At 35.6% G+C, this 23,890-nt stretch carries 28 protein-coding genes and 1 riboswitch; of the genes, 8 read left to right on the top strand and 20 right to left on the bottom strand.

Annotated features, from left to right (window positions below):
* Nucleotides 1–88: 88 nt before the first annotated feature.
* Nucleotides 89–643 carry a GNAT family N-acetyltransferase gene (locus F4V44_RS17415; RefSeq protein ID WP_150441280.1) on the bottom strand — a complete coding sequence of 185 codons (555 nt, stop codon included), beginning with the start codon at nt 641–643 and terminating at the stop codon, nt 89–91.
* Nucleotides 644–1,175: 532 nt separating this feature from the next.
* Between F4V44_RS17415 and F4V44_RS27450 the strand changes: the two genes are divergently transcribed.
* Nucleotides 1,176–1,352 carry a hypothetical protein gene (locus F4V44_RS27450; RefSeq protein ID WP_191090737.1) on the top strand — a complete coding sequence of 59 codons (177 nt, stop codon included), beginning with the start codon at nt 1,176–1,178 and terminating at the stop codon, nt 1,350–1,352.
* Nucleotides 1,353–1,482: 130 nt separating this feature from the next.
* Here F4V44_RS27450 and F4V44_RS17410 read toward each other — a convergent pair whose 3' ends face one another.
* Nucleotides 1,483–1,683: a hypothetical protein gene (locus tag F4V44_RS17410; RefSeq protein WP_150441279.1), complete on the bottom strand. Its 201-nt coding sequence runs from the start codon at nt 1,681–1,683 to the stop codon at nt 1,483–1,485.
* 87 nt (nt 1,684–1,770) lie between these two features.
* On the opposite strand from F4V44_RS17410, the gene F4V44_RS17405 reads away from it, so the two are divergent.
* Nucleotides 1,771–2,127, top strand: a complete 357-nt coding sequence (locus F4V44_RS17405) for a DnaJ family domain-containing protein (RefSeq protein ID WP_223881946.1) — start codon at nt 1,771–1,773, stop codon at nt 2,125–2,127.
* A gap of 66 nt (nt 2,128–2,193) precedes the next feature.
* Here F4V44_RS17405 and F4V44_RS17400 read toward each other — a convergent pair whose 3' ends face one another.
* The 3 genes from F4V44_RS17400 to F4V44_RS17390 form a co-directional block, all read right to left on the bottom strand.
* The gene (locus F4V44_RS17400) at nt 2,194–2,379 is read right to left on the bottom strand and encodes a hypothetical protein (RefSeq protein ID WP_150441277.1); all 186 of its coding nucleotides are present in this window, start codon (nt 2,377–2,379) and stop codon (nt 2,194–2,196) included.
* A gap of 126 nt (nt 2,380–2,505) precedes the next feature.
* A complete protein-coding gene (locus tag F4V44_RS17395; RefSeq protein WP_150441276.1) occupies nt 2,506–3,984 on the bottom strand; it encodes a SulP family inorganic anion transporter in 1,479 nt (492 codons plus the stop codon).
* A 382-nt stretch (nt 3,985–4,366) separates the two neighbouring features.
* A complete protein-coding gene (locus tag F4V44_RS17390; RefSeq protein WP_150441275.1) occupies nt 4,367–4,924 on the bottom strand; it encodes a 5' nucleotidase, NT5C type in 558 nt (185 codons plus the stop codon).
* Between the two features lie 222 nt (nt 4,925–5,146).
* On the opposite strand from F4V44_RS17390, the gene F4V44_RS17385 reads away from it, so the two are divergent.
* Nucleotides 5,147–5,311 carry an aspartyl-phosphate phosphatase Spo0E family protein gene (locus F4V44_RS17385; RefSeq protein WP_150441274.1) on the top strand — a complete coding sequence of 55 codons (165 nt, stop codon included), beginning with the start codon at nt 5,147–5,149 and terminating at the stop codon, nt 5,309–5,311.
* A 20-nt stretch (nt 5,312–5,331) separates the two neighbouring features.
* On the opposite strand, the gene F4V44_RS17380 is transcribed toward F4V44_RS17385, so the two are convergent.
* On the bottom strand, nt 5,332–6,054 hold the full coding sequence (locus tag F4V44_RS17380; protein ID WP_223881945.1) for a DUF3784 domain-containing protein: 723 nt from the start codon (nt 6,052–6,054) through the stop codon (nt 5,332–5,334).
* Nucleotides 6,055–6,611: 557 nt separating this feature from the next.
* Nucleotides 6,612–7,043 carry a hypothetical protein gene (locus F4V44_RS17375; protein ID WP_150441273.1) on the bottom strand — a complete coding sequence of 144 codons (432 nt, stop codon included), beginning with the start codon at nt 7,041–7,043 and terminating at the stop codon, nt 6,612–6,614.
* A 355-nt stretch (nt 7,044–7,398) separates the two neighbouring features.
* Here F4V44_RS17375 and yppF point away from each other — a divergent pair, with 355 nt between their 5' ends.
* Entirely contained in the window at nt 7,399–7,623 is a 225-nt protein-coding gene (gene yppF / locus F4V44_RS17370) for a YppF family protein (protein WP_150441272.1), read from the top strand.
* 66 nt (nt 7,624–7,689) lie between these two features.
* Here yppF and F4V44_RS17365 read toward each other — a convergent pair whose 3' ends face one another.
* Nucleotides 7,690–8,559, bottom strand: coding sequence for a Cof-type HAD-IIB family hydrolase (locus F4V44_RS17365; protein WP_317978343.1), 870 nt, complete (start codon nt 8,557–8,559; stop codon nt 7,690–7,692).
* A 151-nt stretch (nt 8,560–8,710) separates the two neighbouring features.
* On the opposite strand from F4V44_RS17365, the gene F4V44_RS17360 reads away from it, so the two are divergent.
* The 3 genes from F4V44_RS17360 (at nt 8,711) to F4V44_RS17350 (ending at nt 10,785) form a co-directional block, all read left to right on the top strand.
* Nucleotides 8,711–9,589, top strand: a complete 879-nt coding sequence (locus tag F4V44_RS17360) for a LysR family transcriptional regulator (RefSeq protein WP_150441271.1) — start codon at nt 8,711–8,713, stop codon at nt 9,587–9,589.
* Nucleotides 9,590–9,730: 141 nt separating this feature from the next.
* A complete protein-coding gene (locus F4V44_RS17355; RefSeq protein WP_150441270.1) occupies nt 9,731–10,099 on the top strand; it encodes a CidA/LrgA family protein in 369 nt (122 codons plus the stop codon).
* Nucleotides 10,096–10,785 carry an LrgB family protein gene (locus F4V44_RS17350; RefSeq protein ID WP_150441269.1) on the top strand — a complete coding sequence of 230 codons (690 nt, stop codon included), beginning with the start codon at nt 10,096–10,098 and terminating at the stop codon, nt 10,783–10,785. The genes F4V44_RS17355 and F4V44_RS17350 overlap by 4 nt, the downstream gene beginning before the upstream one ends.
* 62 nt (nt 10,786–10,847) lie before the next feature.
* Here the strand turns inward: F4V44_RS17350 and F4V44_RS17345 are convergent, their stop codons facing one another.
* Nucleotides 10,848–12,281: an NAD(P)H-hydrate dehydratase gene (locus F4V44_RS17345; protein WP_150441268.1), complete on the bottom strand. Its 1,434-nt coding sequence runs from the start codon at nt 12,279–12,281 to the stop codon at nt 10,848–10,850.
* A 162-nt stretch (nt 12,282–12,443) separates the two neighbouring features.
* On the opposite strand from F4V44_RS17345, the gene F4V44_RS17340 reads away from it, so the two are divergent.
* Complete coding sequence (locus F4V44_RS17340) at nt 12,444–12,734, top strand: DUF6509 family protein (protein WP_150441267.1); 291 nt, start codon at nt 12,444–12,446, stop codon at nt 12,732–12,734.
* Between the two features lie 38 nt (nt 12,735–12,772).
* Here F4V44_RS17340 and F4V44_RS17335 read toward each other — a convergent pair whose 3' ends face one another.
* From F4V44_RS17335 to ribE, 11 genes are all read right to left on the bottom strand, one after another.
* A complete protein-coding gene (locus F4V44_RS17335) occupies nt 12,773–13,174 on the bottom strand; it encodes a cytosolic protein (RefSeq protein ID WP_150441266.1) in 402 nt (133 codons plus the stop codon).
* A gap of 66 nt (nt 13,175–13,240) precedes the next feature.
* Nucleotides 13,241–13,441: a cold-shock protein gene (locus F4V44_RS17330; protein WP_150441265.1), complete on the bottom strand. Its 201-nt coding sequence runs from the start codon at nt 13,439–13,441 to the stop codon at nt 13,241–13,243.
* A gap of 111 nt (nt 13,442–13,552) precedes the next feature.
* A complete protein-coding gene (locus F4V44_RS17325; protein ID WP_317978342.1) occupies nt 13,553–15,004 on the bottom strand; it encodes a DEAD/DEAH box helicase in 1,452 nt (483 codons plus the stop codon).
* A 308-nt stretch (nt 15,005–15,312) separates the two neighbouring features.
* Nucleotides 15,313–15,513: a cold-shock protein gene (locus tag F4V44_RS17320; RefSeq protein WP_150441264.1), complete on the bottom strand. Its 201-nt coding sequence runs from the start codon at nt 15,511–15,513 to the stop codon at nt 15,313–15,315.
* Between the two features lie 652 nt (nt 15,514–16,165).
* The gene (gene glpK, locus F4V44_RS17315; protein WP_150441263.1) at nt 16,166–17,656 is read right to left on the bottom strand and encodes a glycerol kinase GlpK; all 1,491 of its coding nucleotides are present in this window, start codon (nt 17,654–17,656) and stop codon (nt 16,166–16,168) included.
* Nucleotides 17,657–17,723: 67 nt separating this feature from the next.
* Nucleotides 17,724–18,050: a phosphatase PAP2 family protein gene (locus F4V44_RS17310; protein ID WP_223881944.1), complete on the bottom strand. Its 327-nt coding sequence runs from the start codon at nt 18,048–18,050 to the stop codon at nt 17,724–17,726.
* A gap of 168 nt (nt 18,051–18,218) precedes the next feature.
* Nucleotides 18,219–19,202, bottom strand: coding sequence for a diaminopimelate epimerase (dapF, locus tag F4V44_RS17305; protein ID WP_150441262.1), 984 nt, complete (start codon nt 19,200–19,202; stop codon nt 18,219–18,221).
* A gap of 104 nt (nt 19,203–19,306) precedes the next feature.
* Nucleotides 19,307–20,575, bottom strand: a complete 1,269-nt coding sequence (locus F4V44_RS17300) for an EAL and HDOD domain-containing protein (protein WP_150441261.1) — start codon at nt 20,573–20,575, stop codon at nt 19,307–19,309.
* A gap of 188 nt (nt 20,576–20,763) precedes the next feature.
* Nucleotides 20,764–21,234 (bottom strand): 6,7-dimethyl-8-ribityllumazine synthase, encoded by a 471-nt coding sequence (ribH, locus tag F4V44_RS17295; protein ID WP_150441260.1) that lies wholly within the window; start codon nt 21,232–21,234, stop codon nt 20,764–20,766.
* 125 nt (nt 21,235–21,359) lie between these two features.
* Nucleotides 21,360–22,556, bottom strand: a complete 1,197-nt coding sequence (locus tag F4V44_RS17290) for a bifunctional 3,4-dihydroxy-2-butanone-4-phosphate synthase/GTP cyclohydrolase II (RefSeq protein ID WP_150441259.1) — start codon at nt 22,554–22,556, stop codon at nt 21,360–21,362.
* 243 nt (nt 22,557–22,799) lie between these two features.
* Complete coding sequence (gene ribE, locus F4V44_RS17285) at nt 22,800–23,450, bottom strand: riboflavin synthase (RefSeq protein ID WP_150441258.1); 651 nt, start codon at nt 23,448–23,450, stop codon at nt 22,800–22,802.
* Nucleotides 23,451–23,724: 274 nt separating this feature from the next.
* Nucleotides 23,725–23,869: riboswitch (FMN riboswitch) on the bottom strand.
* Nucleotides 23,870–23,890 lie beyond the last annotated feature (21 nt).

The raw sequence follows: 23,890 nt of genomic DNA, 5'->3' as shown, positions 1-23,890 counted from the left end.
TGAACATGAAATACTTACTTAGAAGAACAAAACCTCTATTAGAGATGCTTCCTAATGAGGTTTTGCTTTTTATGTTCGAATGGAAATATCATGATCCCCTTTGAAAGGATTTTCGGTGAAAATAACCGATGTGTCGAAACCATTCTTCCCCAAGCATTGGGATATTTGCATCCGGTTTTAACTTCACATACATCGCCCTGTATGGCTCTGGAACTACTTTATAATGATGAATGTAATCCGTTTTAATAAAGCCGCTCATTTGCCAAAAAAGGGAACGTTTTTGATTTTCGATGGAATAATCCGCTTCAACTTCAATTACTATGCCATCAAATTGCCCATTTTTAATTGCCCATTCTTTTATATATTGGACCATAGCTCTTCCAATCCCGTTGTTTCTTCTTTTCTTATCAACTGCAAGATAATCAATGAGCAGTACCGGTATTTCTTGCAATTTTCCAGTTAAAGCTATGGCAATCACACCCGTATAATCGCGTATGAGATGAAAGTAGCACTGAAATTTTCGGAACATGTTACGAATAATAGGTTTTCCTTTTCCATTTTTCTCTCCAAATGCCTCTTCATAGATTGGACACCAACTATTCCAAATTTCATAATCCCAATGGTCGATAGTAATAAATTCCAATAAACACCATCTCCCGTAATTTCTCTACATAATCATTCTACATTCAGTTTTTACAAACGATAGAATAATATCCACCTGAAGTAAAAATCTCGAATAGGTAAATAACTAGTTTTTATAAAAACACCAACTTTTTCATTAATAAATGATATATAAAAGTTTTCTTTGTTTTTTCATAAAAATCCTTTCTTTTATTTTGGTAATGGTGTAAAATACCACTATAATCATAGTTTTTATATATAACACTATATATATAGTTTTTATATAATTAAGTATATATATGAAGTATTATTTCATAGTTATTTCACAATAACTTCACAAAATATAAATGATTCGCTTTTGTTGACACAAAATGTTCACATTTATATGACGCTTAATTTTGAATTCCCCCTTCTCTTAGTAGAGATGAGCGCAAATAATGCTCTAAATTCTATCTTTCTTATCATGCTTATATTAAATTCATTAATTCTCCAATTTTTTGTAAGCACTTTCATGATAGAATAATCTCGAATACAAAAGAAAGAGGGAATGGAAAATGAAAGATATTTGCAGTAAATGCCAAGCTCAATTTAAAGAAGATGATCAAGTAGTATTAGACATTTTTAGTAAAATAACTCATGCTGATTGTTGGGATGAAAACCCAGGATTTGTTGTAACTGAAGGTGAATACAAAGATATTTCTGAATCATATGCTAATCTAGTTGATGGTTAATAGGAAATTACTCATTAAGAAATCATTGAACATCTATATATCCTACAAAAGTAAGCCAGGGCCAATAATGAGCTCCTGGCTTTCGTTTACTTATTCCTACTTATCTTTACAGACTAATCGATTAGTCTCTTCATTTTTCCATTTGCTGAATCATAATTTCAATACCTTTATCAGAGATATTATATAACTCTTGAGACACCGCCTCATATAGTGAGTTTGCTGATGAATAATCTCCCCTCTTTGCTTCCTGATAGATATGCTCTGCTAGCTGCTGCCGTTGATTGTCCATTCGATTTTTTTCATGTTTCTTGGTAAATGGCTTGTTATCCATACTTTTTTCCTCCACATATCATGTCATTATAGTTATTATTATATATATGGGGTATTTTTATTTAATAAATTGTTAAGGGGCGTTAGAGTGTATTATTACTTTGTTGAAGAAAAAATCAAAGAAGCAATTGATAAAGGTGATTTTGATAATCTGCCTGGCATGGGAAAACCGCTTGATTATTCAGATGACCTCCCCGGATTATCTCCCGAATTGAAAATGGGCTATAGAATGCTGAAAAATGGGGGATATCTGTCTGAGCAAAAAGATAAAAAATTCTCTGCCATTACATTTGACGATTTAATTAAAACGGCAACCGACGGACTAGATAAAGGTGATTTTCAAAAAAGAAAGAACTTTGATGAGCTTGTTGCCGAAAAAAAATTACGTACTAATCCAAAGTTTATCGAGTACGCAAATAAAATCTACCAAAAATTATTTAAATAACTATTAAGGGGAGTGTGCAGCTTCATGTTAAGCTGAAAACCATCTCCCCCATTTTCTTAAAAGACGCTAATTATATAAATTCTTCTGCCTGACAGTGATAGGTAACGTATGAATCGACCCTTCTAGCTCCTTAGAAATTGCCTGATAAAATTCCATTGAGGATTGATAATATCCTTCTTGCATTTCTTGAAAAATCTGTTCAGCAAATTGGTGTCTTTTATCATCTGACAGCTCTGCCCACTGTTCATCCATCTATGAAGCCTCCTTAAAATCATACTCTCTTTCTAGCCTATCCAACAAAATTGAGGTTATGTTTTTTCTCGGGGAAAAATGACAAAAAAGCCGACACCCAAAAAAGGAATCGGCTTCTTATCATCATTAATGATTAACGGCTTTATTTACTCCATCTGGTTTATGTGTGATGGCAAGCTTTGTTAGTAATTGATTGCTTTCCTTGTTTAAACCAATTAGATTAACCTTAACTCCATTTTGATCATATTTCATAATAATTTTATCAATCGCACCAACTGCAGAATCATCCCATAAATGTGCCTGTGAAAAATCTAAATCAATTTCTTTCACATTTTCTTTAAAATCAAAGGCTGCCACAAAATCTGTAACAGAGGCAAAAAATAATTGTCCAGATACACGGTACACCTTTTTATTTGCACCCTCCGCTGAAAGACTTGTAACCTTCACTTTAGAAATTTTTGCAGCAAAAAACACAGCGCTTAACACAATGCCTACTAGTACACCTTTTGATAAATCATGTGTCACTAGTACTGTTACTACAGTTGATAGCATAACAATCGTATCTGTTACCGGAGCCTTATGGATGGTTTTCAACGAATGCCAGTCAAATGTCCCAATCGAAACCATAATCATAACACCTACAAGTGCAGCCATTGGAATTTGAACTAGATAGTCATTCAACAGAATAATTAATACCATTAAAAATCCACCGGCCACAAGTGTTGATAAGCGACCTCTTCCACCAGATTTCACATTAATAACAGATTGTCCAATCATGGCACAACCGGCCATTCCTCCAAAGAAGCCTGATACAATATTCGCAATTCCTTGTCCTCTTGCTTCTTGATTCTTATCACTATCAGAATCAGTCATATCATCAACAATCTGAGCTGTTAAAAGTGATTCTACTAAGCCTACAATCGCTATTGATAAAGAGTATGGAAAAATAATTTGCAATGTTTCAAAATTAAATGGAATATCTGGAATTAAAAAAATGGGTAATGTCTGAGTTAGTTCTCCCATATCTCCTACCGTACGTACCCCGCTGCCTGTCATAATCGCAATAACTGTAATTAGGATTATTGCTACTAAAGAAGAAGGTACAGCCTTTGTTATTCGTGGTAAAATATAAATAATTGCCAACGCACCGGCCACCATGGCATACATCTGCCAAGATTCACCAACAAAGTGTGTTAATTGAGACATAAAAATCATAATGGCTAAGGCATTCACGAAACCAATCATAACGGAGCGAGGTACAAATTTAATTAAATTCCCTAATTTTAACGCTCCCATGATAATTTGCAGTATGCCTGTTAATATTGTAGCTGCCAGTAAATACTGCAAGCCATATTCAGCTACAAGTGTCACCATGACTAAAGCCGTTGCCCCTGTTGCGGCTGATATCATACCGGGGCGTCCCCCTACTATTGCTATGGTGACAGCAATACAAAAGGAAGCATAAAGCCCTATCATCGGGTCAACGCCAGCAATAATAGAAAAAGCAATTGCTTCTGGAATAAGAGCCAATGCTACTGTAATACCGGATAATACATCACCTTTGATGTTTCCAAACCATTGTTGTTTCAATTTAGTTTTATTCAATCATTTACACCTTCATTTCTTTTTTTAAATTGTGACTTTCAACTCTCATGAAAGTCGGGGCCGTTGTTAACAAACTGAATTATATTTGAATTTGACAGTTTTGTGAAACCGAATGTAAGCGCGGACATTCAATCCATTCTATCTTTTTCTCTCCTTTGCTATCATTTATTAGTAGATTTGGAGAATTTATATGCCAAGGGGGATTTATATTTATGAAAGAATTGGTCAATACTTGTTACGTATGTGGAAAAGATCTTTATTGCATAGACGGATTTTTCAACGGGGTCCATACAGATGATAAGAAAACGCTTTGTTACAATTGTATAGAAGAACAAGAAAAATCCGCAGACTAAACGGCGGATTTTCCACTTCTAATGTTTTCTTATAATATACGCTGTAGATCGGTCCAGTTTATCAAGCGGGGCAATGATATACCACGGTTATACGATTGATCCTTCACAATTACCTTTACAGAATCGGTAGAAAGAGTATCCAAGACAGCGGGTTTATCATCAAAGTAATAATCTAGCTGTAATTTTTGGATAATGTCTACTTTTTCATCATCCTGCATCCCATAGAAAAAACAATCATCCTGCACAGGAAACCCCTGTTTTTTCATCCATTCTTTCGTACGCTCTCCATGTTCTTTTGGCCTGGAAGTAATGTAGTAAATTTCATGTCCTTCATGGACTAATTTATTTAGTGTTTCCACTGCATTAGGAAAAGCTGGACAATTCGTATAATAAATTTCCTCTAACGTATCATTCCACATTTTCTTTCCTTCGTCATCTGTTAATCCAAATGGTTCATGTATTTCTACCCTTTTTAAAGCATAAAAGTCATCCAGTGAGACATTTTTATTTAATTTTTTATTATATATATAGAAAGCATGTTCTCTTAAATTAATCAATGTATCATCAATATCAAAACCAAATTTCATATCCATTTCCCTCAATCGTCAAATTATCATACCTTTTAAATCAATTTAATTGTAGTATAGTAAGTACTCTAAGTCAAAAAGCAAATGAAACTAATTTGAATCATCACTTCATTTTTCTAATATCTAATATTTCAATCGTTTTCTATAGAAATTACCAATTTACAATAGGTTAACTTTAATTGTAGAATAGAAATATTGATTTTTAAAAAAGAGGTTAATGAAATGAGTACTATTTACAGTCAAGAAGCTATCGAATCGATGATTGAAATACATAGAAAAGCATTGATTGAAACGGGTTTAAAACACGGATTTAATAGTGCAAAAACACTTACCGCCAGTCAAAAGCTGGATAAATTAATTTTACAATATCAAAAACAAAACCGATAAATTTAGAGTAGCAAACAACATTATGGGCGCTTACTGCTCAGTAATAAATACCAGTTTTGAGTCTCTTCTGGAGATGCTCCGTTAATAAAAATGGACTGATTTTTTACTTTTATATAAAGATATGGCGGTTGTTTACGGATAAATAATAAACTGCTGCCATAATTCTTCACTTGAAATTTCCCCTTCGCAATTGTTCCCATCGCAAATCCATTTGACTTAATGGTTACTTCAGGCATCTCTACCATTAATTCAACCTCTTCAATCTCACTAATATTCCATTCATCTCCATACATTCCTGTAATAGCAAAGGTAGCTTCTTTAATGACTAAATCACTTTTTTGATACCCCAAAAACATGATTACACAAATCAAACCGACAACCGCAACGCCAATCACCGAACTAATCCAATAACTTCTCTTCCGCTTATGAGGCAATTCGTACTTTGTTAAGTAAATAAACCCACTAAGGATAAAAATAATCATAAAGCCGTACTGAACTTCAATAGCATATGGAAAAGATGTAAAAACTAATGGTAATAATATAAGCATGCCTAAAGCTGTCCATATTAAAAGCGAACCAGTTTTTTGCGGAAATCCGTTCTCAATTAATTGCTTTTGTTCCTCTTCAGAACGTCCATTAAATCCTGAAAGAATCCCATATTGTTTTTTATAACGCACAGCCCAACCAAGGAGGAAAAATAATCCAATTACAAAAATTTGGATTCCAATATAAATTCCCATCATGTTTCACTCCTTTTTTCTCACTAAAATAATAATGAAAGCCAATTAATACCGTCTTCTCTTTATCTTAACCTATTTCTTCCCAATACAAAGTGATGAATATAAAAGGATTCAGAATTCCTGTAACACTTTACGAAATAAAATAAAACCTATCCGTTTTTACGAATAGGCTTCCCAGAAATATTCAAATGGCTTGAATGTTACATATAGTAGAGACAGCTTTCATTCACCGTAAAACATACAATGTTATCGAATGACTTCCTGTCATTGTTCATTTCACTTTTTATTAAAAGTTCATATCCTGCTTTATGATTTCAAAAGCTATCCCCTGTATTTAGCCCCGCCTACGCTAAATACGATGATGGCCACGCGTGCCATCCAACCTAATTTCATAATATCAGAAAGCGCTTTCATGTTCAAATATTTTCGTACAGCATTTTTCGACATAACGATATACCTTTGTTTGATAAGGATAAAAAACAACAAATCAATAAAAAAGATGCAGTCTCTTAGCACAGAAATTGCATCTTTTCATGTAGCAGTAAACAAAAGTTATCAAACTATAATTGCTTATTCGCATAATAATCCTTTTGGTATTGTGATAATTTTTTTACTTCCTTCACCTTGTCTTTTATTTCTGCAGGGATAAATTTCACTCGATCTAGCATAAACAAAATGGTTGAATATCTCAATTCAATTTCCTCATTGGTTACATCCAGTTCCTTTTTTCTTATTTCTACTTCTTCATAAAGCTTTAGTCCAAGTGCTATTCGGTAATAATCATTTTTAAGTTCAGACTCACGATTTTGGGTAATGGATATTAGGGTTTCGTAATCCTCTTTCAAAATGTAATCGATGTATGTTTGTTCTTCATCAGTCATTTCTCTGTTGTAGGAACTAGCACTTGCATCTTCTTTTGTAGTCTGATTTTCTGCATTACATGCCGTCACAAAAAACAAAAGTAAAACCATTAATATGATTCTTAACATCATAATGTCCCCTCCCTCTGACATTCTACCATGATTAACATAAAAACAGGACAAATCTTTACAAAATTCGATATATTTTTTATTTGAGATAAATTTCATCACAATTAAAATATTAATTATTTATTCTCATATTATTTTCGACTTCATTCTACAACGCTTGTTAATTTTTACAGTAAAAAGCCATATTCTGTTCGTATATTCGAATAAAGCCTAAGTGTAATCAATAATATTGTAAAATGGTGTCGTAAGTTTGAATTTTATAAAAATTAAGTATAAAAAATGTTCCATGATATACTGTTTTTGGGTATAGATAAATCATTAAATATACTGGATTTAGATAAGAAAGAGGGGATTATTCATGCTATTGGAAAACCTTATTAATCATTTCACACAGGAAAAGAAACGTAAACCGGAACATGTCAATGAACTGCTGGACTTTACTCAAAAAGGTTATATTAATGGCGAACTCTCGATAATTGAATATAAACAGCTCTTTTCTGAACTGAATAAACAAAATGCAGAAAAACCTCATTTCTATATGATTAAAAGCACCCCATATGAAATATATGACTTTACAAGTTAATAATATAAAACAACCACTTGAATCGAATCTTTTAAGAGAATGATAGTGGTTGTTTTTTGTTATTATTTATGAAAAGCTATCCTTTAGAAATGATTCAATAAAGAAAGCCACTCCATCCTCGTTATTTGGCTTCGTTACAAAGTCACAGGCGTCTTTTATTTCTTTATCTGCATTCCCCATTGCAGAGCTAAGACCAACGATTTCCAACATGGACAGGTCATTATAGTTATCACCAACTGCAGCACAATCTGCTAAATGAATCTGTAACTCTTTAGCAAGAATCTTTAAGGCATTCCCCTTTGAAGCCTGTTTATGTTGAAGGTGAAAATTATGTACTCCTGATTGAACAATGGTTATATCAGGAATAGTTGTAAATTGCGACCAGCCATTTTTTAACTTATCTTCGTCAAAGGAATACGCAAGAATATTATAAATATCGCTGTTTGTATCCAATAATTCCTGATAGGAAGGGATAAACATAAATTCTGATTGGTTAAATTGAATTTCTACTTCCAGTCGCAGCAGTTCCATGTCTATGTTAGGCTCAACCACTTTTAAATGCTCCATTTCCTCAAACAAGAGCTCTCGTCCATATTGCGGTGCACAAATCTTCCCCTCAATAAAAGCTTCATAATATAATTGCTTTTCCTCAAGCACTTTTAGCATAGAAATCGCTAACGATTTTTCAAGGGGAGCTGAATAAAATAGTTCTCCATTCGGTTTATGTATAGTAGCTCCATTTGTCCCAATAATCCATGGATTAAACGGAATATCTTCAAACAAATTTTGCGCATCAAAGTTTGCCCGGCCTGTCGCTATGACCACTTCAATTCCTTTTTGTATGGCTGCTTGAATAGCTTCTATATTTCTTTGACTGATATATTTTCCTTTATCAAGTAACGTACCATCTAAATCAAGTGCTAGTAATTTAATCATTTTATCCTCTCCTCACCTAAGTAAATGTATCAAAATACACTGAAAAAACCAACTTATTTAAATGGTCACTATTCCTAGTCCCCTTTTTCATCCTTATAATAATAATAGTATCATTAAATAGAAGTATCAAAATCGAATGGTGGTTTAATAAATGGAAATACGTCAATTACTCTATTTTCTTGAAGTAGCCAAACAAAAAAACATGACAAAAGCAGCTGAAATTCTCCATGTCTCGCAGCCCGCTTTAAGTAAAATGGTCAAAGGTCTTGAAGAAGAGCTAGGCATGACCTTAATTATCCGCAGTAATAAGTCAAGCGATGTAACAGATGCCGGTTTGATTGTAATGGAATATGCCAAAAAGATGCTTGCCCTTCTCGATGAAATGTCGACCACATTAGAAGATATGTCGAATCTAAAGCGGGGAATGATTCAAATCGGGATTCCTCCTATTGCAGGCAGTCTTTTTTTCCCAAAGGTATTAGCTCAATTTCACAAGGCTTTTCCTAATATCAAAATTAATATTACAGAATATGCAGCGCCAAAACTGACAAAAAAAGTACTTGATGGAGAAATCGAGCTTGGGATTGCCGTATTACCAGTGTTGGATGAAGACCTTGAGATTGTTCCGATTGTAAGCGAGGAAATGAAGCTTATCCTCCAAAAGAATCATCCCCTTGCCACTCGTGAGGCTATTCATTTAAAGGAGCTTGAACAAGAAGAATTTATCTTCTTCAGTGAAGAATTTGCCCTTCATGATATTATCTGGAAGCAATGTATAAGTGAAGGGTTTGAGCCGAATATCCTGTTTAAAAGCTCACAATGGGACTTTATGTCAGAGATTGTAGCAGCAAATTTAGGTGTGACGATATTACCTGAATCTATTTGTAACCGAATAGAAAACGAACAGATTAAAATTCTCAATCTATTTCCAGCCACTCCATGGAATCTTGCCGTCGTTACAAAAAAGGGTAAATATGTATCCAATGCTGCACGAACATTCATCGACTTCATTCTAATGCAAAAAACATAAGGTCATGAAAACCTTTTCTTATAATGAAAAGCCCTTTCATAACTTTTGGTTATATCAGCTATGAAATAATGGTATTTTACTGAAAGCACAATACCACTTATAGTAAAAGTAACCAAACGGAATGATGAAGGAGTGAAGAAAATGAAAATCATGACAATCATTGTACAAATCTTGTTTATCCATGTATTTCTGTTTCTTGGATCAATGGTTAAAGCGGTATTCCCCGTCCCTATTCCCGCTTCAATGGTAGGGCTGTTACTTCTCTTAGCAGCCTTATTACTTAAAATTGTCAAATTGGAATGGATTGAACAAGGCGGAAACTGGTTGTTGGCTGAACTTTTATTATTCTTTATTCCTTCAGCGGTTGGTATCGTAAATTATGATGAACTATTCAGCTGGCAAGGAATTGAATCCGTATTACTCGTCGGTTTAAGTACCTTTATCGTCATTAGTTCTACAGCATTTATCGCTGAGAAAGTAAATAATTGGAAAGTGAGGGAACATGAATGAATATAATCATCGGTACAGCTATTACGTTTATCGTTTATATACTTGCAAAAAAAGCTTATAAAAAATGGTCTTTTCCGTTTTTAAACCCATTAATAGTCAGCACTTTAATTTTAATTGGCATGATTTTTCTCATTGATATTCCTGTTAACACGTATATTTCTGATGCAAAGGTCATCACACATATGTTGGGACCTGCAACGGTTGCCTTCGCCATTCCAATTTATAAACATTTGCCTCTATTAAAAAAATATTTTGGAAATATTTTGGTCAGTATTACATCTGGTACCTTTGTTGCGATTATCTCTTCCTTTGCCTTGGCTTTACTTGGTCATTTACAACCGGATCTTTTACTAAGCTTATTGCCGCGGTCCATTACAACACCAGTTGCTATTGAAATTTCAAAAGACATCGGAGGACTTCCTTCCTTAACAACCATTTTCGTCATTGTCACGGGAATTACAGGTGGTATGATTGGTCCATATATTATTAAATGGTTTTCCATCAAGTCACCGATTGCGAGAGGACTAGCCCTTGGAATGGGTGCACATGGCTCAGGTACAAGTGCAGCAATGGAATACGGTGAAAAAGAAGCAACCTTTTCGATGATTGCAATGATATTTGCTGCTTGGATTTCTTTATTCTGGGTAAACTCCCTTATCCCCTCTTTAATGAATATGATGCCATGATGCTTTGGAACATCCACTCTCTTTCCAAAGCATCTTTTTTATATTATTTCAAAGGATTATACCTACGATGAAAAATGGCTGCATATTTCTGGAAGCAGCTGATCAAAATCATGTGCAGATAAAGTCTGATCTCCCCTGTCTTTAATCCAATGGTCAGCACAAGCTCCATGAATAAAAACCGCATTGGCAATGGCTGCTTTTACATTCCGATGTGTACCTATACTTGCTAATATCATCCCTGTCAGAGTGTCTCCTGTCCCTCCTTTTGATAAAGCACGGTTCCCAGTCTTATTCACAACACCTGTACCATCTGGAAAAGCAATGACCGTATATTGCCCTTTAAGTACTACTGTTATCCCGTTTTCAATGGCATATTGTGATGCTAATGAAATACGGTTTTGTTGAATATCCGCCGAACTTTTCCCTGTGAGTCTGCTGAATTCGCCTGGATGCGGAGTAATAATCGTCGCCGCATTTCTTTTTATATATTCTCGTTGTTTTAAGGCTCCAGCATCAAGAATAATCGAAACAGGCTGTTTTAAAAGGTTCTCGATTAATATTTCCAATTCATCATTAGGATTAAGGCCTGGACCAACAGCCACTGATAAATAATGATTAGGAATTTCATCCGTTTTTAAATTAAATGTAAATGTAGCTTCAGGCGCAAGTGGGCCAATAATCGTTGATGCATGCTTCGTTGTGGCAACAGTCAGCTTTCCCGTACCAAAACGCAGAGCCCCAATAGCTGCTAATGCTGCACTGCCTGGCATCTCATCACTGCCAGCAATTAATAGATTATTTCCAAAGGTCCCTTTATGTGTATTACCGGTATACTTTGGCCACGTATTTCTAACGTCATCACTCGTCCATACTCTCCATCCGCTTGTTTGTGGAATACCAATGTCAATGATAGATACTTCACCATAATGACCGCTGGCAGGAAATAAGAAAGCTGACGGCTTCATGCCATGGAGTGCAAATGTATAATCAGCTTGAACAGCATGCTCATCTATATTTCCCTCATCAGAACAAACACCTGTCGGAAGATCCACAGCAGCCACTTTTGCCTTTGCTTGATTGATCCAGTCTGTTATTTGAGCAAAATCTTTCCTTAATGGCAATTGACCTCCCACTCCTAATAAAGCATCAATCACCCAATCTACTTCAATGTTTGCTGAAAATAAATCTACTTCATAGCCACATGCTTGATAATAGTTCAAATGTTCAATTGCTGTCGGAGTTTTAGGTTCCCCGATTGGAAAAACCAATGTAACATCATAACCGTTATTTTTTAAATAACGGGCAAGGACAATCCCATCTCCTCCGTTATTTCCTTTCCCAGATAAAATTAACACTTTATCCGTCTTTTTTATTACTGATACCAACTGACGATACAAACCGCTTCCTGCATTTTCCATCAATGAGAAGAGTGACATCCCTATTTGTTCTGCTCGTCTGTCTATTTCTTTTATTTGCTGACTTCTATAAAGATACATGTCTACCCCACTTTCTCTTATTTCTATTACTATTATAATACTTTTGTCATCTATATGAGAAAATCTGTTTCAAGGAAAGATAGTTGGTGTATAATGAGAAGGGTCTTATTCATTAGGATAAGGCTGAATAGAACGATTTTGACTGAAAGGATGCATTACATAGTGAATATCACTGAATATACAGTAGAACAAATAAAAGACCCCACTGGAATTTTAGCTGGTGAGCGTTATGAACTTTTCTTAACGATTGAAGTTCCTGAGGATGATGAGCTGTACAACGAAAATGGACTGCAATTAAAAGTGCTCTTTTTTGTTGACGGTGAGCAAGCGAAAATACTAAATTATCACTTCTATGACAGCATCGAAAACAAATATTTAGAATTTGCTCTTGAGGATGAGGAAGAGAAAATGGTTCATGATTTTTGCTTAACTCATTATCATGAGGCAGAATAACAAAAAGGAGGAATCCAATAAATCGGATTCCTCTTTTTTTATGCTTCGATATTTTTTCCTTCTTCAACAATATGATACATGAGATGGGCAAGATGATGGATAGGCGTATATACATCTTCATCTTCTTCCTCTCCCATCTCATCTTGAAATTCTAAATCATTTAAATATAATGCCGTAAACTGATAAAAGTCTCTCAATTCAAAGCCATAGCAGGCACTGGGATCTTCACTTTCATCTTCATATTGCAGAACTAAGTAGGACTCTGCTCCATCCTTATCAACACCATCAAAGAAAATAAAAAAGCCGGCATTTGTATCAAGTTCGAATAAGTGTCTAGTACCACCTTCTGTGCGATTGTTAAAATCGTCTTCACTTAATTTTTGAACAGTCATCGTTTCGACTTGATCTTCCTGATGAAACTGGACTTTAAATGTTTTCATGTTTGTGTACCTCCATTTATTCATAAATAAAGCCCGGCTTTATAGAAAAGCGGGCTTTAGGATCAATTAAAGTTTAGTTACATTTACAGCTTGAGGTCCACGTTGACCTTCTTCTATATCAAAACTAACTTCTTGACCTTCATCAAGACTCTTGAATCCGTCAGTTTGGATTGCTGAATAGTGTACGAATACATCGTCTCCACCTTCGACTTCGATAAATCCGAAACCTTTCTCAGCATTAAACCATTTTACTTTACCTGTTGCCATTTACATTTCCTCCTAAATCAAATAACTAAAAAAATCAGAATAGAATTCTGTCTTTATTAATATGGGTTATTTAAACGAATTTTATAATACTTTTTTTATGAAATTTTATTTTTATCGATTTTTTTCATTGGTTGGACGATTTCTACCTCTTCTACGATCGCGATCACGTGATCTGCCCTTGTCATTATTACGGCTATTTCTATCATTACTGCGACGCTTGCCAAAGTCAGTCTTTGGCTTTCTCGATCTTAAAGGCTCAACGGCTGTTAATTTGACCGGTGTTGCATCTGGCTCTTTCGTAATTAATTTCAGAGCTGCAGCCAAAAGGGACACGGAATCTTTATCTTCCAATAAATTTTCTGCTAATCGCTTATATTCCTGATAGTCATTATTTTCAATTGTCTCCAACAATTGATTAATAGCTACCTTTTGATTACCGGCCAAAACATCGTGCGTAGTAGGAATTGGCATTTTCATCATTTTCTTTTTCGTCATGTTTTCAATGATTCTTAAATGATCCGTTTCCCTTGGAGTGACAAACGTAACAGCCTTTCCTTTATTACCGGCACGACCTGTTCGACCTATTCGATGGACATAGCTTTCAGGATCCTGTGGAATATCAAAGTTATATACATGAGAAACACCACTTATATCAAGACCACGAGCAGCAACATCCGTTGCAACCATGATATCAATTGATTGGTCTTTAAAACGGCGTATAACTTGATCACGTTTTGCTTGCGGAATATCTCCATGGATACCTTCAGCTGAATACCCGCGTTTAATTAAACCTTCTACTACCTCGTCAACACGCTTCTTTGTCCGTCCAAATACAATAGCAAGATCTGGGGATTGAATATCAAGCAAACCACATAGTACATCGAACTTTTGCTTCTCTTGGACTTCGATAAAATGCTGTTCAATATTGGTAACGGTCATTTCTTTCGCTTTGATTTTTACTAGCTCAGGTTCAACCATGAATTTTTCTGCCAATGATTGAATCCGTCTTGGCATAGTCGCTGAAAATAATAAAGTTTGTCTTTCATCAGGAACTTTTGAAAGAATTTTTTCAATATCCTCAACAAATCCCATATTCAGCATTTCATCCGCTTCGTCCAACACAACCATTTTGATATTGTCAAGACGAATGGTTTTTCTTTCAATATGATCAATTAAGCGGCCTGGGGTCGCTGCAATGACCTGCGGTCGATTTTTCAAAGCACGAATTTGACGACCTATATCCTGACCGCCATAAATAGGCAGGGTGCGTATTCCCTTTACTTGCCCAATCCGGTTTAGTTCCTCTGCCACTTGGACAGCAAGTTCACGAGTAGGGCATACAACAAGTCCTTGAATTCCTTCATCTACACTTATTTTCTCTAAAAGAGGCACACCAAAAGCAGTTGTTTTACCTGTACCTGTCTGCGCCTGCCCAATCATATCCTTACCCTGTAATGCAATCGGGATGGCTTGCGCCTGTATCGGCGATGGCTCTTCAAAGCCCATATTATAAACGGCTTGTTCAAGCTCTTTGCTTAAGCCGAAATCTGAAAAAGTTGTCAAAATTTTGTTTCCTCCTTTAAATATCTATACTGGTTTTCATTCTCCCTGTACGATACTATGGTTTCCATTTACCCTTTCTTTTTTTCATAATTAGCTAAGAAAAAGTAAGTGACCGTACTTAAAGAACTTTGGTTATTGCTCATTCACCTGAAAAGTCTTGTCCGAACGTGGTTAATATCAGTGAATAGCTCACCATTGATTTATTTATAATCGTCCATTTTAGATTTCTCATCAATGAATAAAACACCTCATATTATCGCACGAAAAGGGTGATGCATCTTTTAGTGCATCACCCAGGTAAGCAATTATTATGCTTTAACTACATTAGCAGCTTGTGGTCCACGGTTACCTTCAACGATATCAAAATTAACGTCTTGGCCTTCTTCTAAAGTTTTGAAGCCTTCAGTTTGGATAGCGGAGAAGTGTACGAATACATCTTGACCTTCTGAAGATTCGATAAATCCAAAACCTTTTTCTGCATTAAACCATTTTACTTTACCTGTGTTCATTGTGTTACCTCCGAAAAAATAAAAAATTCACTCTAAGTTTTACATATAATATTTAACCATAAAAAAAATCGTAGCCAATATCTTTCTGTAGGAATAAACATCGACTACAGATTTCGCAGCTACGACAACTTATCCAAAAATATATATCCGAACTTAATAGCGTAACTCTACTATAATCTTTAATTTAATAATTGTCAACCCTCAAGAGGAACTTTTCATTTTATAGAAAAGGATGACCAAGTTCCAATAATCATCCTAAATGAGACATATTTATATTATTCATTTGATTTTTAAATTATTTTGTAAACCTAATACAACAGAAGCCCTGCCTCTCTTCCATCTATACGGCTCCTAGACCGCGCCAAAAAGAATCAGGTTATGCTTATAAATTTGAAATAAAAGATGGTTTGTGATTTTTGATTAGAAGTGTTGCATATACGAAGAAAAATTACATTCGTTCATGTAAGGAAGTAATATTGGAAGGTGATAGTACTTACTTGTGACTGCACTTATTATAGTCACACCAAACATCTTAGTTTCGTTAAGGAAAAAATATGTCCTCTGTAAGGATAAACGTAATTCTTATTATTGTCAAATCATTTCCAGTCAAAAAGGAATCTGTGCTGAAATTAGCACAGACCGTTCTATGATTCTATTTAAATATCATGGCAGCATTCACTGCTTTTTTCCACCCATTATAAAGACTGCTGCGTGTATCATCATCCATTTCGGGTAAAAATGTCCGTTCAATTGACCATTGTGAAGCTATTTCATCCTGACTGCTCCAATAACCGACTGCTATTCCAGCCAGATATGCTGCCCCTAAGGCAGTTGTTTCATTAATTTGTGGTCTTTCGACAGGTACATTCAACAGATTGCTTTGAAATTCCATTAGGAAATTATTTTTAACTGCCCCTCCATCCACTCTTAATGTGGTCAAATTGATTCCGGAATCTGCCTCCATCGCTGCTAATACATCCTTTGTTTGATATGCAAGTGATTCTAAGGTTGCCCTAATAAAATGTTCCTTTGACGTTCCTCTTGTTAATCCGAAAACCGCACCCTTTACGTCCTTATCCCAATAAGGAGTTCCCAATCCAACAAAAGCAGGTACAACATAGACTCCATCAGATGAAGATACTTTTTTGGCATACTCTTCACTGTCGGCTGAAGCTTTGATCATTCTTAAGCCATCACGGAGCCATTGAATAGCCGAGCCGGCAACAAATATACTTCCTTCAAGTGCATATTCAACCTTCCCATTCAATCCCCATGCAATGGTCGTTAGTAATCCTTGTTGGGATATGACTGCCTTATCTCCTGTGTTCATGAGCATAAAACAACCCGTTCCATACGTATTTTTTGCCATACCTTTAGAAAAGCATGCCTGCCCAAATAGTGCAGCCTGCTGGTCCCCTGCAACACCCGCAATTGGAACCTTCTTCCCAAAGAAATGCTCCTCCGCTGTATAGGCATACAATTCTGATGAAGCCTTTACTTCAGGAAGCATGGATTTCTTCACTGTCAAAATGTCTAAAAGCTCATCATCCCACTCTAAATCATAAATGTTAAACATTAATGTCCGTGAGGCATTTGAATAATCCGTGACATGTGCGATACCGCCTGAAAGATTCCAAATTAACCATGTATCAATCGTTCCAAATAGCAGCTCGCCCTTTTCTGCTTTTTCACGGGCACCTTTTACATGGTCAAGGATCCATTTTACTTTTGTCCCAGAAAAGTATGGATCAAGCAGCAAGCCCGTCTTTTTGCGAAATAATGTATCATAGCCTTTTTCTTTTAATTCATCACAAATGCTACTTGTTTGTCTTGATTGCCATACAATAGCATTATAAATGGGCTTTCCTGTTATACGATCCCATACTACCGTTGTTTCACGTTGATTTGTTATTCCGATTCCGGCAATCTGCTCTGGTTTAACACCCGACTCGGTTAAACAACTGGCAATAACCGCTAGTATTGATCCCCATATTTCATTTGCATTATGTTCCACCCAACCGGGATATGGAAAATATTGCGTAAATTCCTTTTGCGCAATATGAACTATTTCGCCCTTTTTATTAAATAATATTGCCCGCGAACTCGTTGTCCCTTGATCTAACGATAAAATATACGTTTCCATCGCATTCACCCTCCATAAAAACGGCTTTATCCCTTTAGTTTATCACTCCTTATTCATTGAATATAGACTATAAGTCACAACGATACTCATAATAACGAAAAAGAATGATGCAAATCAGAAGCCAGGCACCTCCTGCTAAAAAGCCGCCCACAATATCACTTGGATCATACACACCTAAATAAATTCTCGACAAACCGATAAGCAGAATAATAAAGCTATTTATCATAACAGCCATCCATTGAAGGATTTTCTTATGAACCAGATGAATTATAACGTAAGCAAGAGAATCATAAAAAATAAATAATCCCATCGAATGATCGCTTGGAAAACTATATCCCGTTTCACTTAATTGTTGAGAGATTTTAATAAACCCAAAGATAAAAAGGAAAAGCACTAGAGCTGCTAATCCTACATCTGTACCTTTTTACCTGTTCGAAGATATGTTTCCATCTATTTACTCATTCCTTATATATGTATAAAATGACAAAGCTGATTATACCCATATCGCCAGGTAAAATCAGCTTTGTCGTACATTCCTTTAATACATGAGTGCATGAAACTATTACATATATTGTCGGATAAATTGTTGAGCTGCTTCACCTAATTTAGCATATTGTGCGATTTCTGCATCAAAATTATCCTTGGTTATCACTTTAAATTGATTATCGTTCATCTTATTCAGTTGAACAGTCGCTCGATATACATATGTAGCGTTACCAATTAGTTCAATCCAATATCCTGACTCTGTTTCATGAACAACACATCGTACTTTTCCACCATTATTATAGACTTCAATAAACTGATCTTTTTCATTTAAACCATTTAAACACGTAACAAGACTCGATGCTGACATCGCTGTTCCGCATGCATTAGTAAACCCAACTCCTCTTTCAAAAGTACGCACATAGATAGCCCCTTTGACAAGTGGTTTAACAAAACTCACATTCACACCGTCTGGAAACAAAGGGTTTGGACCGTTAACATATTCACTCACCTTCTTTTGAATTTCAGAATGAATATCTTGTGCTTCAACAATCGTCACGATATGTGGATTGGGTACCGCAAGAGCTGTAAATGAAAGATGTTCAGATAAATCTTCAATAGGCTCGTTTATTAATGTTTCCTTTTCTAATTGAAGAGGAAGATCCTTCAATTGAAATGAGACCGGTGAAATCTCTACCATATATGTTGGAATATCCTCAAAAAGGTCATCTTGCTTTTTCACCTGTAAATGAGCCTTCATCGTTTCAATAACGGCTTCTTCTTTATTCAATTTTTCACAAACATAGCGGGCAACGCACCGCAGGCCATTTCCACACATAGAAGCTTCTGATCCGTCTGCATTAAAAACACGCATTCTTGCATCAGACCTTTCACTGTCCAATACAAATAATATCCCATCAGCACCCAATTCAGTCTTTCGATTACACAATGTAATCGCTAACTTTCCACGTTCTTCATCTGTAAAAGTAATTCTCCCATCCATTTCATCAATTAATAAAAAGTCATTCCCTGACCCATGGCATTTAATTAATTCAATATTCACAAATACTACCTCCGCGTAAAATTCTAATTATCGTGGTTTTACTGTACCATATTTTCAAGATAAGGAGATAGCGGAATAGAAACAACCATAACAATTTTTTGCAATTAATAATGAATTAACGGATTCAAGCTACCCATAGCATTTTTTTCTTCACGAATCATTTCACTTGTCCAATTTAATGACTCAGCATAAATTCTAAATAGGTCTCTCTCTGTTATATTCAAACGTTTACAGATATGGTTAATTTCTTTCCATTTTGCTCGTTCTACTGCTTCAACTAAATCTAATACAAGCTTATATATATTTTCCTTTCCCATTAAAGCGTCATAAATATCATCTTTCAAGGGCAGATCTTCAAGAATTTCCTCCATTGAAACACCAACAACTTCCTTCATTGTTGAAATTAGCCCAGTCAAATAATAGCCAGATGGAAATTCCATACCAATTTGACGGGCAATGGCTTCACATAGCTTCGCCCTCGTTAACGTCAATTGCATACAACGATCTGATAATAATAATAGTTCTTTATCCTGTTCTCTTGTTGACAGTACATGTACCCAATTTTTAATTTGATCTACACCGAGTAAGGTAATTGCCGCACGGATAGAACAAATTTTCTGATTAGAAGATACTGATGATGTATTTATAAGTCTAAGGAGCTTAATGGAAAATGATAAATCTTTTTCAATCAATTGTGCTAATTCATCGACCCTTAACTCTTCTAATGGCATATTTTGAATCGTTTGATAATGCGATGAAAAGCAAGCCGGAATTTCGTAATTGGATATAATAATTGGTTTTGAAAGAAAGTATCCTTGAAAGTATATATAACCTCTTTCTTTTGCTTTAATAAAGGCTTCTTCAGTCTCTATTTTTTCAGCAATAAGCTTTATATTATATTTAGCAGCAGTTGCTTCAATCTGTTCATGCTGATGAGCGTACTCTTGGCGAAAATCTACTTTTATCATAGTGATATAGGGTAGAAGTTTATCTAAATCCGGATGTTCTTGAATAATGAAATGATCATCTAGAATAACTGAATAACCTTGTTCTTTAAGTCCCTGACATATTGTAATGAGTTTATTGCTAAATTCCACATCCTGTGATATTTTCACAATCAGGTCATCTGGATTAAAGTATGTTGGCAATTTTTGTTCTAGTAAATTTTCTGTAAAATGAATAGAAAACTTTTTCCCTTCTGTTAAGCGATCAAGCCCAATGTTGAGAAAGCTATTAATAATGACTTCTGCAGTGGCTCGGTCGCCATCTATAAAGGGGAAGGCATTTGTCAGATCTTTTCGATATAATAGCTCATATCCAACAATCTCTTCCTCAATATTGAAGACAGCTTGTCTAGCTACAAAAACCTCCATAAGTCTCCCTCCAACATTCTTATAAGTGTAAATTACATTTATGAACAGTTTACCCTAATAAATATAATAATAATGTCGAAAATTGTATTTTAATTAAGAAAAAATAAAAAAGAGATGTCACAATATTGCAACATCTCTCATCTTTACTTCAACACTTTTTCAAATAATATTCAATTGATCAATCATCATTATTTTGCAATTTGTCGGTATAAATTAGCTAGCTCAATAGCAGTCATCGCTGCATCATAACCTTTATTACCCGCTTTTGTACCAGCGCGTTCAATTGCCTGCTCTATTGAATCTGTAGTTAAAACACCAAAAATGACCGGTACCCCAGTTTGCATTCCTGCATGCGCAACTCCTTTTGCTACCTCATTCGAAACAAAATCAAAATGCGGTGTTGCCCCTCTTATAACAGACCCTAGCGTAATGACAGCATCATACTCGCTTTTTTCAGCTAATTTTTGTGCTGTTAACGGGATTTCAAATGCACCTGGAACCCAATAAATCGTGATATCCTCTTCCTGAACACCATGTCTCTTTAATGCATCCTCTGCTCCTGATAATAATTTGCTATTAATAAATTCATTAAACCTCGCCACAATAATAGCTACTTTTAATCCAGTTCCAATTAAATGTCCTTCAATCACTTTTTTCATTTTAATTCTCTCCTTTTCATTCCATATAAAATTTATGACATCATTTTTTATTCTTATATACTAGGTTATCCAATCTATTCATACAAACTAAATAGTAAATTCTATTGCTTTAATTTTTTCAATTCCTATAAAGATAATAGATGACCAAGCTTCTCTTTTTTCGTTTTTAAATACCGTTCATTTTCTTTATCAGTCGGTATTTGGAGCGGAACGCGTTCCACAACTTCAAGACCATAACCTTTTAAACCGGCAATTTTGCGCGGATTATTGGTCAATAATCGCATTTTCTTAACTCCTAAATCCCGTAGAATTTGGGCGCCAATTCCATAATCCCGTAAATCTGCATCAAAGCCAAGCTTATGATTGGCCTCAACCGTATCATAGCCCTCTTCTTGAAGTCTGTAAGCCTTTAATTTGTTTATCAGGCCAATACCTCTTCCTTCCTGTCTCATGTATAGCAGAATACCTCTGCCCTCTTGTTCAATTTGACTTAATGCAGCGGCCAACTGTGGTCCGCAATCACAGCGTTTTGAACCAAACACATCACCTGTTAGGCATTCTGAATGTACACGCATTAAAACGGGTTCATCACCATCAATTTCTCCTTTTACAAGTGCAACATGTTCCTTCCCATCCAATCTGCTCGTATAGCCATACGCTTTAAATTCACCAAATTCCGTTGGTAAGGTAATTTCCACTTCTTGTCTCACATTTGTATCATGATGTGCTAAACGGTATTCAATCAACTGCTCAATCGATACAAGCTTAAGATCGAATTTTTCGGCCACAAGTTTCAAACTCTCTAAACGAGCCATCGTGCCATCATCATTCATAATTTCACAAATAATTCCTACTGGTGCAGCCCCAGCCAATCTTGCAAAATCAACTGCTGCTTCAGTATGTCCTGCTCTCCGTAACACACCGCCATTTTTAGCTATAAGCGGAAATATATGTCCAGGTCGATTGAAATCCTCTGCTTTCGTATTTGGATCCAATAATTTTTCAATAGTAAAGGCCCGTTCGTAGGCACTAATCCCTGTGGTTGTATCCTTATGGTCAATGGTAACCGTGAAAGCCGTTTCTTTTGCATCAGTATTATTTTTCACCATTGGATGAAGGTTGAGACGGCTGGCCATTTCTTCGGTAACAGGTGTACAAATGAGCCCTCTTCCTTCCTTTGCCATAAAATTAATCGTTTCAGGTGAAGAAAATTCGGCAAGGGCTACGAAATCACCTTCATTTTCACGATCTTCATCGTCAACAACGATAATGACTTTACCAGCTTTTAAATCATCTAATGCTTCTTCTATTGTGTGAAACATATCAATTTCCTCCTTGTATGAAAACTACCCCTTACATCAACCCAAATCAAATTCGCCTGTCAAATTTGTGTCCGGATTTTTATCGAGCTTGCTCGATAAATTACCTTTTAAAAATCCGAGACATCCGCCGGAGGCTTAACTTCATTCAGCCAGAGTTTGAATCCCCACTGAATCGAAGGGCGTTGTGCATTCATCCCCCCATTGATAGAGATGGAGGACTTCTGCTGAATGAAGTTAAAAAAATTAATAAAACCCATTCTCTCTTAAGAAATCTGCTGTTAAGCCTTTAGGCTTTTCTTCGTTTTGCTGATAATTCATGAATGAATAAAAATATTTTGCCATAACATCAAACTCAAGATTCACAATCTCACCTTCTGATTTTAAACCAAGAATAGCCTCTTTTGCCGTATGCGGGATCAGAGAAACCGTTACCGAATGATTCCCTGTTTTAAAAATAGTGAGTGAGGTACCATCTATGGCTATAGAACCTTTTTCTAATACAAATTTAGCATAGTCTTCTGGTATCTCAATCTCAACCAGGATAGCGTTTTCGATATTCGTTCTTTTACGAATTCTTCCTATCCCATCGATATGACCTGTGACAAAATGCCCGCCAAATCGTCCGTTCGCAAGCATCGCCCGTTCCAAGTTTACCCTTGAACCTTCCTTTAATGAGGCAAGTGATGTATTTTTAAAGGTTTCCGGCATCACGTCTGCTTCAAACTGAATAGTAGAAAATTTAGTAACGGTCAAGCATACGCCGTTAACCGCAATACTGTCACCGAGATGAAGGTCTTGCATGATTTTTTTTGCTTCAATCACGAGAGTCAGAGTGTGCCCTTTGGCATTTATTCTCTTTATAATCCCTAACTCTTCGACGAGTCCAGTGAACAAGGCCGTATTCCTCCTTTTTACAATCGTTTAAATGGGATATTTAACGGGATCCGTTTGCCATGGGGGAGTGGCAGGAAAATGGATAGTGAAACACATATGAGGAAATCCTAAAATGTGGTCATACGTACGCACACGATTAAAGACGTCTTGAAAAGCATATACACTTAAAAAAGCCCCATACAATTAGTTTGTACAGGGCTTTATTAAGCAATACCAAATAAAAACGCAATACCAAATAAACGTTAGTATAGACTTATTTTTAACGTGTGCTATTCTTATCCTTCTCCCATCCAGACTTTCACTGTCGGCTTTGGAATTTCACCAAATCCACCGTTTTCATTAATGAAAACGGGTCACGGACTAAGAGGTCTACCCTCATCACCGCCGGTTGGGAATTTCACCCAGCCCCGAAGGATTCCTTATTAAATTAATATTATAGT

Source organism: Niallia endozanthoxylica, from assembly GCF_008710145.1.
Taxonomy (GTDB): domain Bacteria; phylum Bacillota; class Bacilli; order Bacillales; family Cytobacillaceae; genus Bacillus_BD; species Bacillus_BD endozanthoxylica.
The sequence above is the reverse complement of the archived record's forward strand: the minus strand, read 5'-3'. Positions and strand labels throughout refer to the sequence as shown.

Excerpts from the sequence above, each read along its gene's own strand:
- F4V44_RS17345 (WP_150441268.1), bottom strand. The coding sequence starts at position 12,281 with ATGTATCTTTATAGAAGTCAGCAAATAAAAGAAATAGACAGACGAGCA.
- ribH (WP_150441260.1), bottom strand. The coding sequence starts at position 21,234 with ATGAAAAAAGTGATTGAAGGACATTTAATTGGAACTGGATTAAAAGTA.
- F4V44_RS17410 (WP_150441279.1), bottom strand. The coding sequence starts at position 1,683 with ATGGATAACAAGCCATTTACCAAGAAACATGAAAAAAATCGAATGGAC.
- F4V44_RS17300 (WP_150441261.1), bottom strand. The coding sequence starts at position 20,575 with ATGGAGGTTTTTGTAGCTAGACAAGCTGTCTTCAATATTGAGGAAGAG.
- F4V44_RS17330 (WP_150441265.1), bottom strand. The coding sequence starts at position 13,441 with ATGGCAACAGGTAAAGTAAAATGGTTTAATGCTGAGAAAGGTTTCGGA.
- F4V44_RS17350 (WP_150441269.1), top strand. The coding sequence starts at position 10,096 with ATGAATATAATCATCGGTACAGCTATTACGTTTATCGTTTATATACTT.
- F4V44_RS17360 (WP_150441271.1), top strand. The coding sequence starts at position 8,711 with ATGGAAATACGTCAATTACTCTATTTTCTTGAAGTAGCCAAACAAAAA.
- F4V44_RS27450 (WP_191090737.1), top strand. The coding sequence starts at position 1,176 with ATGAAAGATATTTGCAGTAAATGCCAAGCTCAATTTAAAGAAGATGAT.
- F4V44_RS17385 (WP_150441274.1), top strand. The coding sequence starts at position 5,147 with ATGAGTACTATTTACAGTCAAGAAGCTATCGAATCGATGATTGAAATA.
- F4V44_RS17365 (WP_317978343.1), bottom strand. The coding sequence starts at position 8,559 with ATGATTAAATTACTAGCACTTGATTTAGATGGTACGTTACTTGATAAA.
- F4V44_RS17390 (WP_150441275.1), bottom strand. The coding sequence starts at position 4,924 with ATGAAATTTGGTTTTGATATTGATGATACATTGATTAATTTAAGAGAA.
- F4V44_RS17290 (WP_150441259.1), bottom strand. The coding sequence starts at position 22,556 with ATGTTTCACACAATAGAAGAAGCATTAGATGATTTAAAAGCTGGTAAA.
- F4V44_RS17320 (WP_150441264.1), bottom strand. The coding sequence starts at position 15,513 with ATGAACACAGGTAAAGTAAAATGGTTTAATGCAGAAAAAGGTTTTGGA.
- F4V44_RS17375 (WP_150441273.1), bottom strand. The coding sequence starts at position 7,043 with ATGATGTTAAGAATCATATTAATGGTTTTACTTTTGTTTTTTGTGACG.
- F4V44_RS17335 (WP_150441266.1), bottom strand. The coding sequence starts at position 13,174 with ATGAAAACATTTAAAGTCCAGTTTCATCAGGAAGATCAAGTCGAAACG.
- F4V44_RS17400 (WP_150441277.1), bottom strand. The coding sequence starts at position 2,379 with ATGGATGAACAGTGGGCAGAGCTGTCAGATGATAAAAGACACCAATTT.
- yppF (WP_150441272.1), top strand. The coding sequence starts at position 7,399 with ATGCTATTGGAAAACCTTATTAATCATTTCACACAGGAAAAGAAACGT.
- glpK (WP_150441263.1), bottom strand. The coding sequence starts at position 17,656 with ATGGAAACGTATATTTTATCGTTAGATCAAGGGACAACGAGTTCGCGG.
- F4V44_RS17355 (WP_150441270.1), top strand. The coding sequence starts at position 9,731 with ATGAAAATCATGACAATCATTGTACAAATCTTGTTTATCCATGTATTT.
- F4V44_RS17380 (WP_223881945.1), bottom strand. The coding sequence starts at position 6,054 with ATGATGGGAATTTATATTGGAATCCAAATTTTTGTAATTGGATTATTT.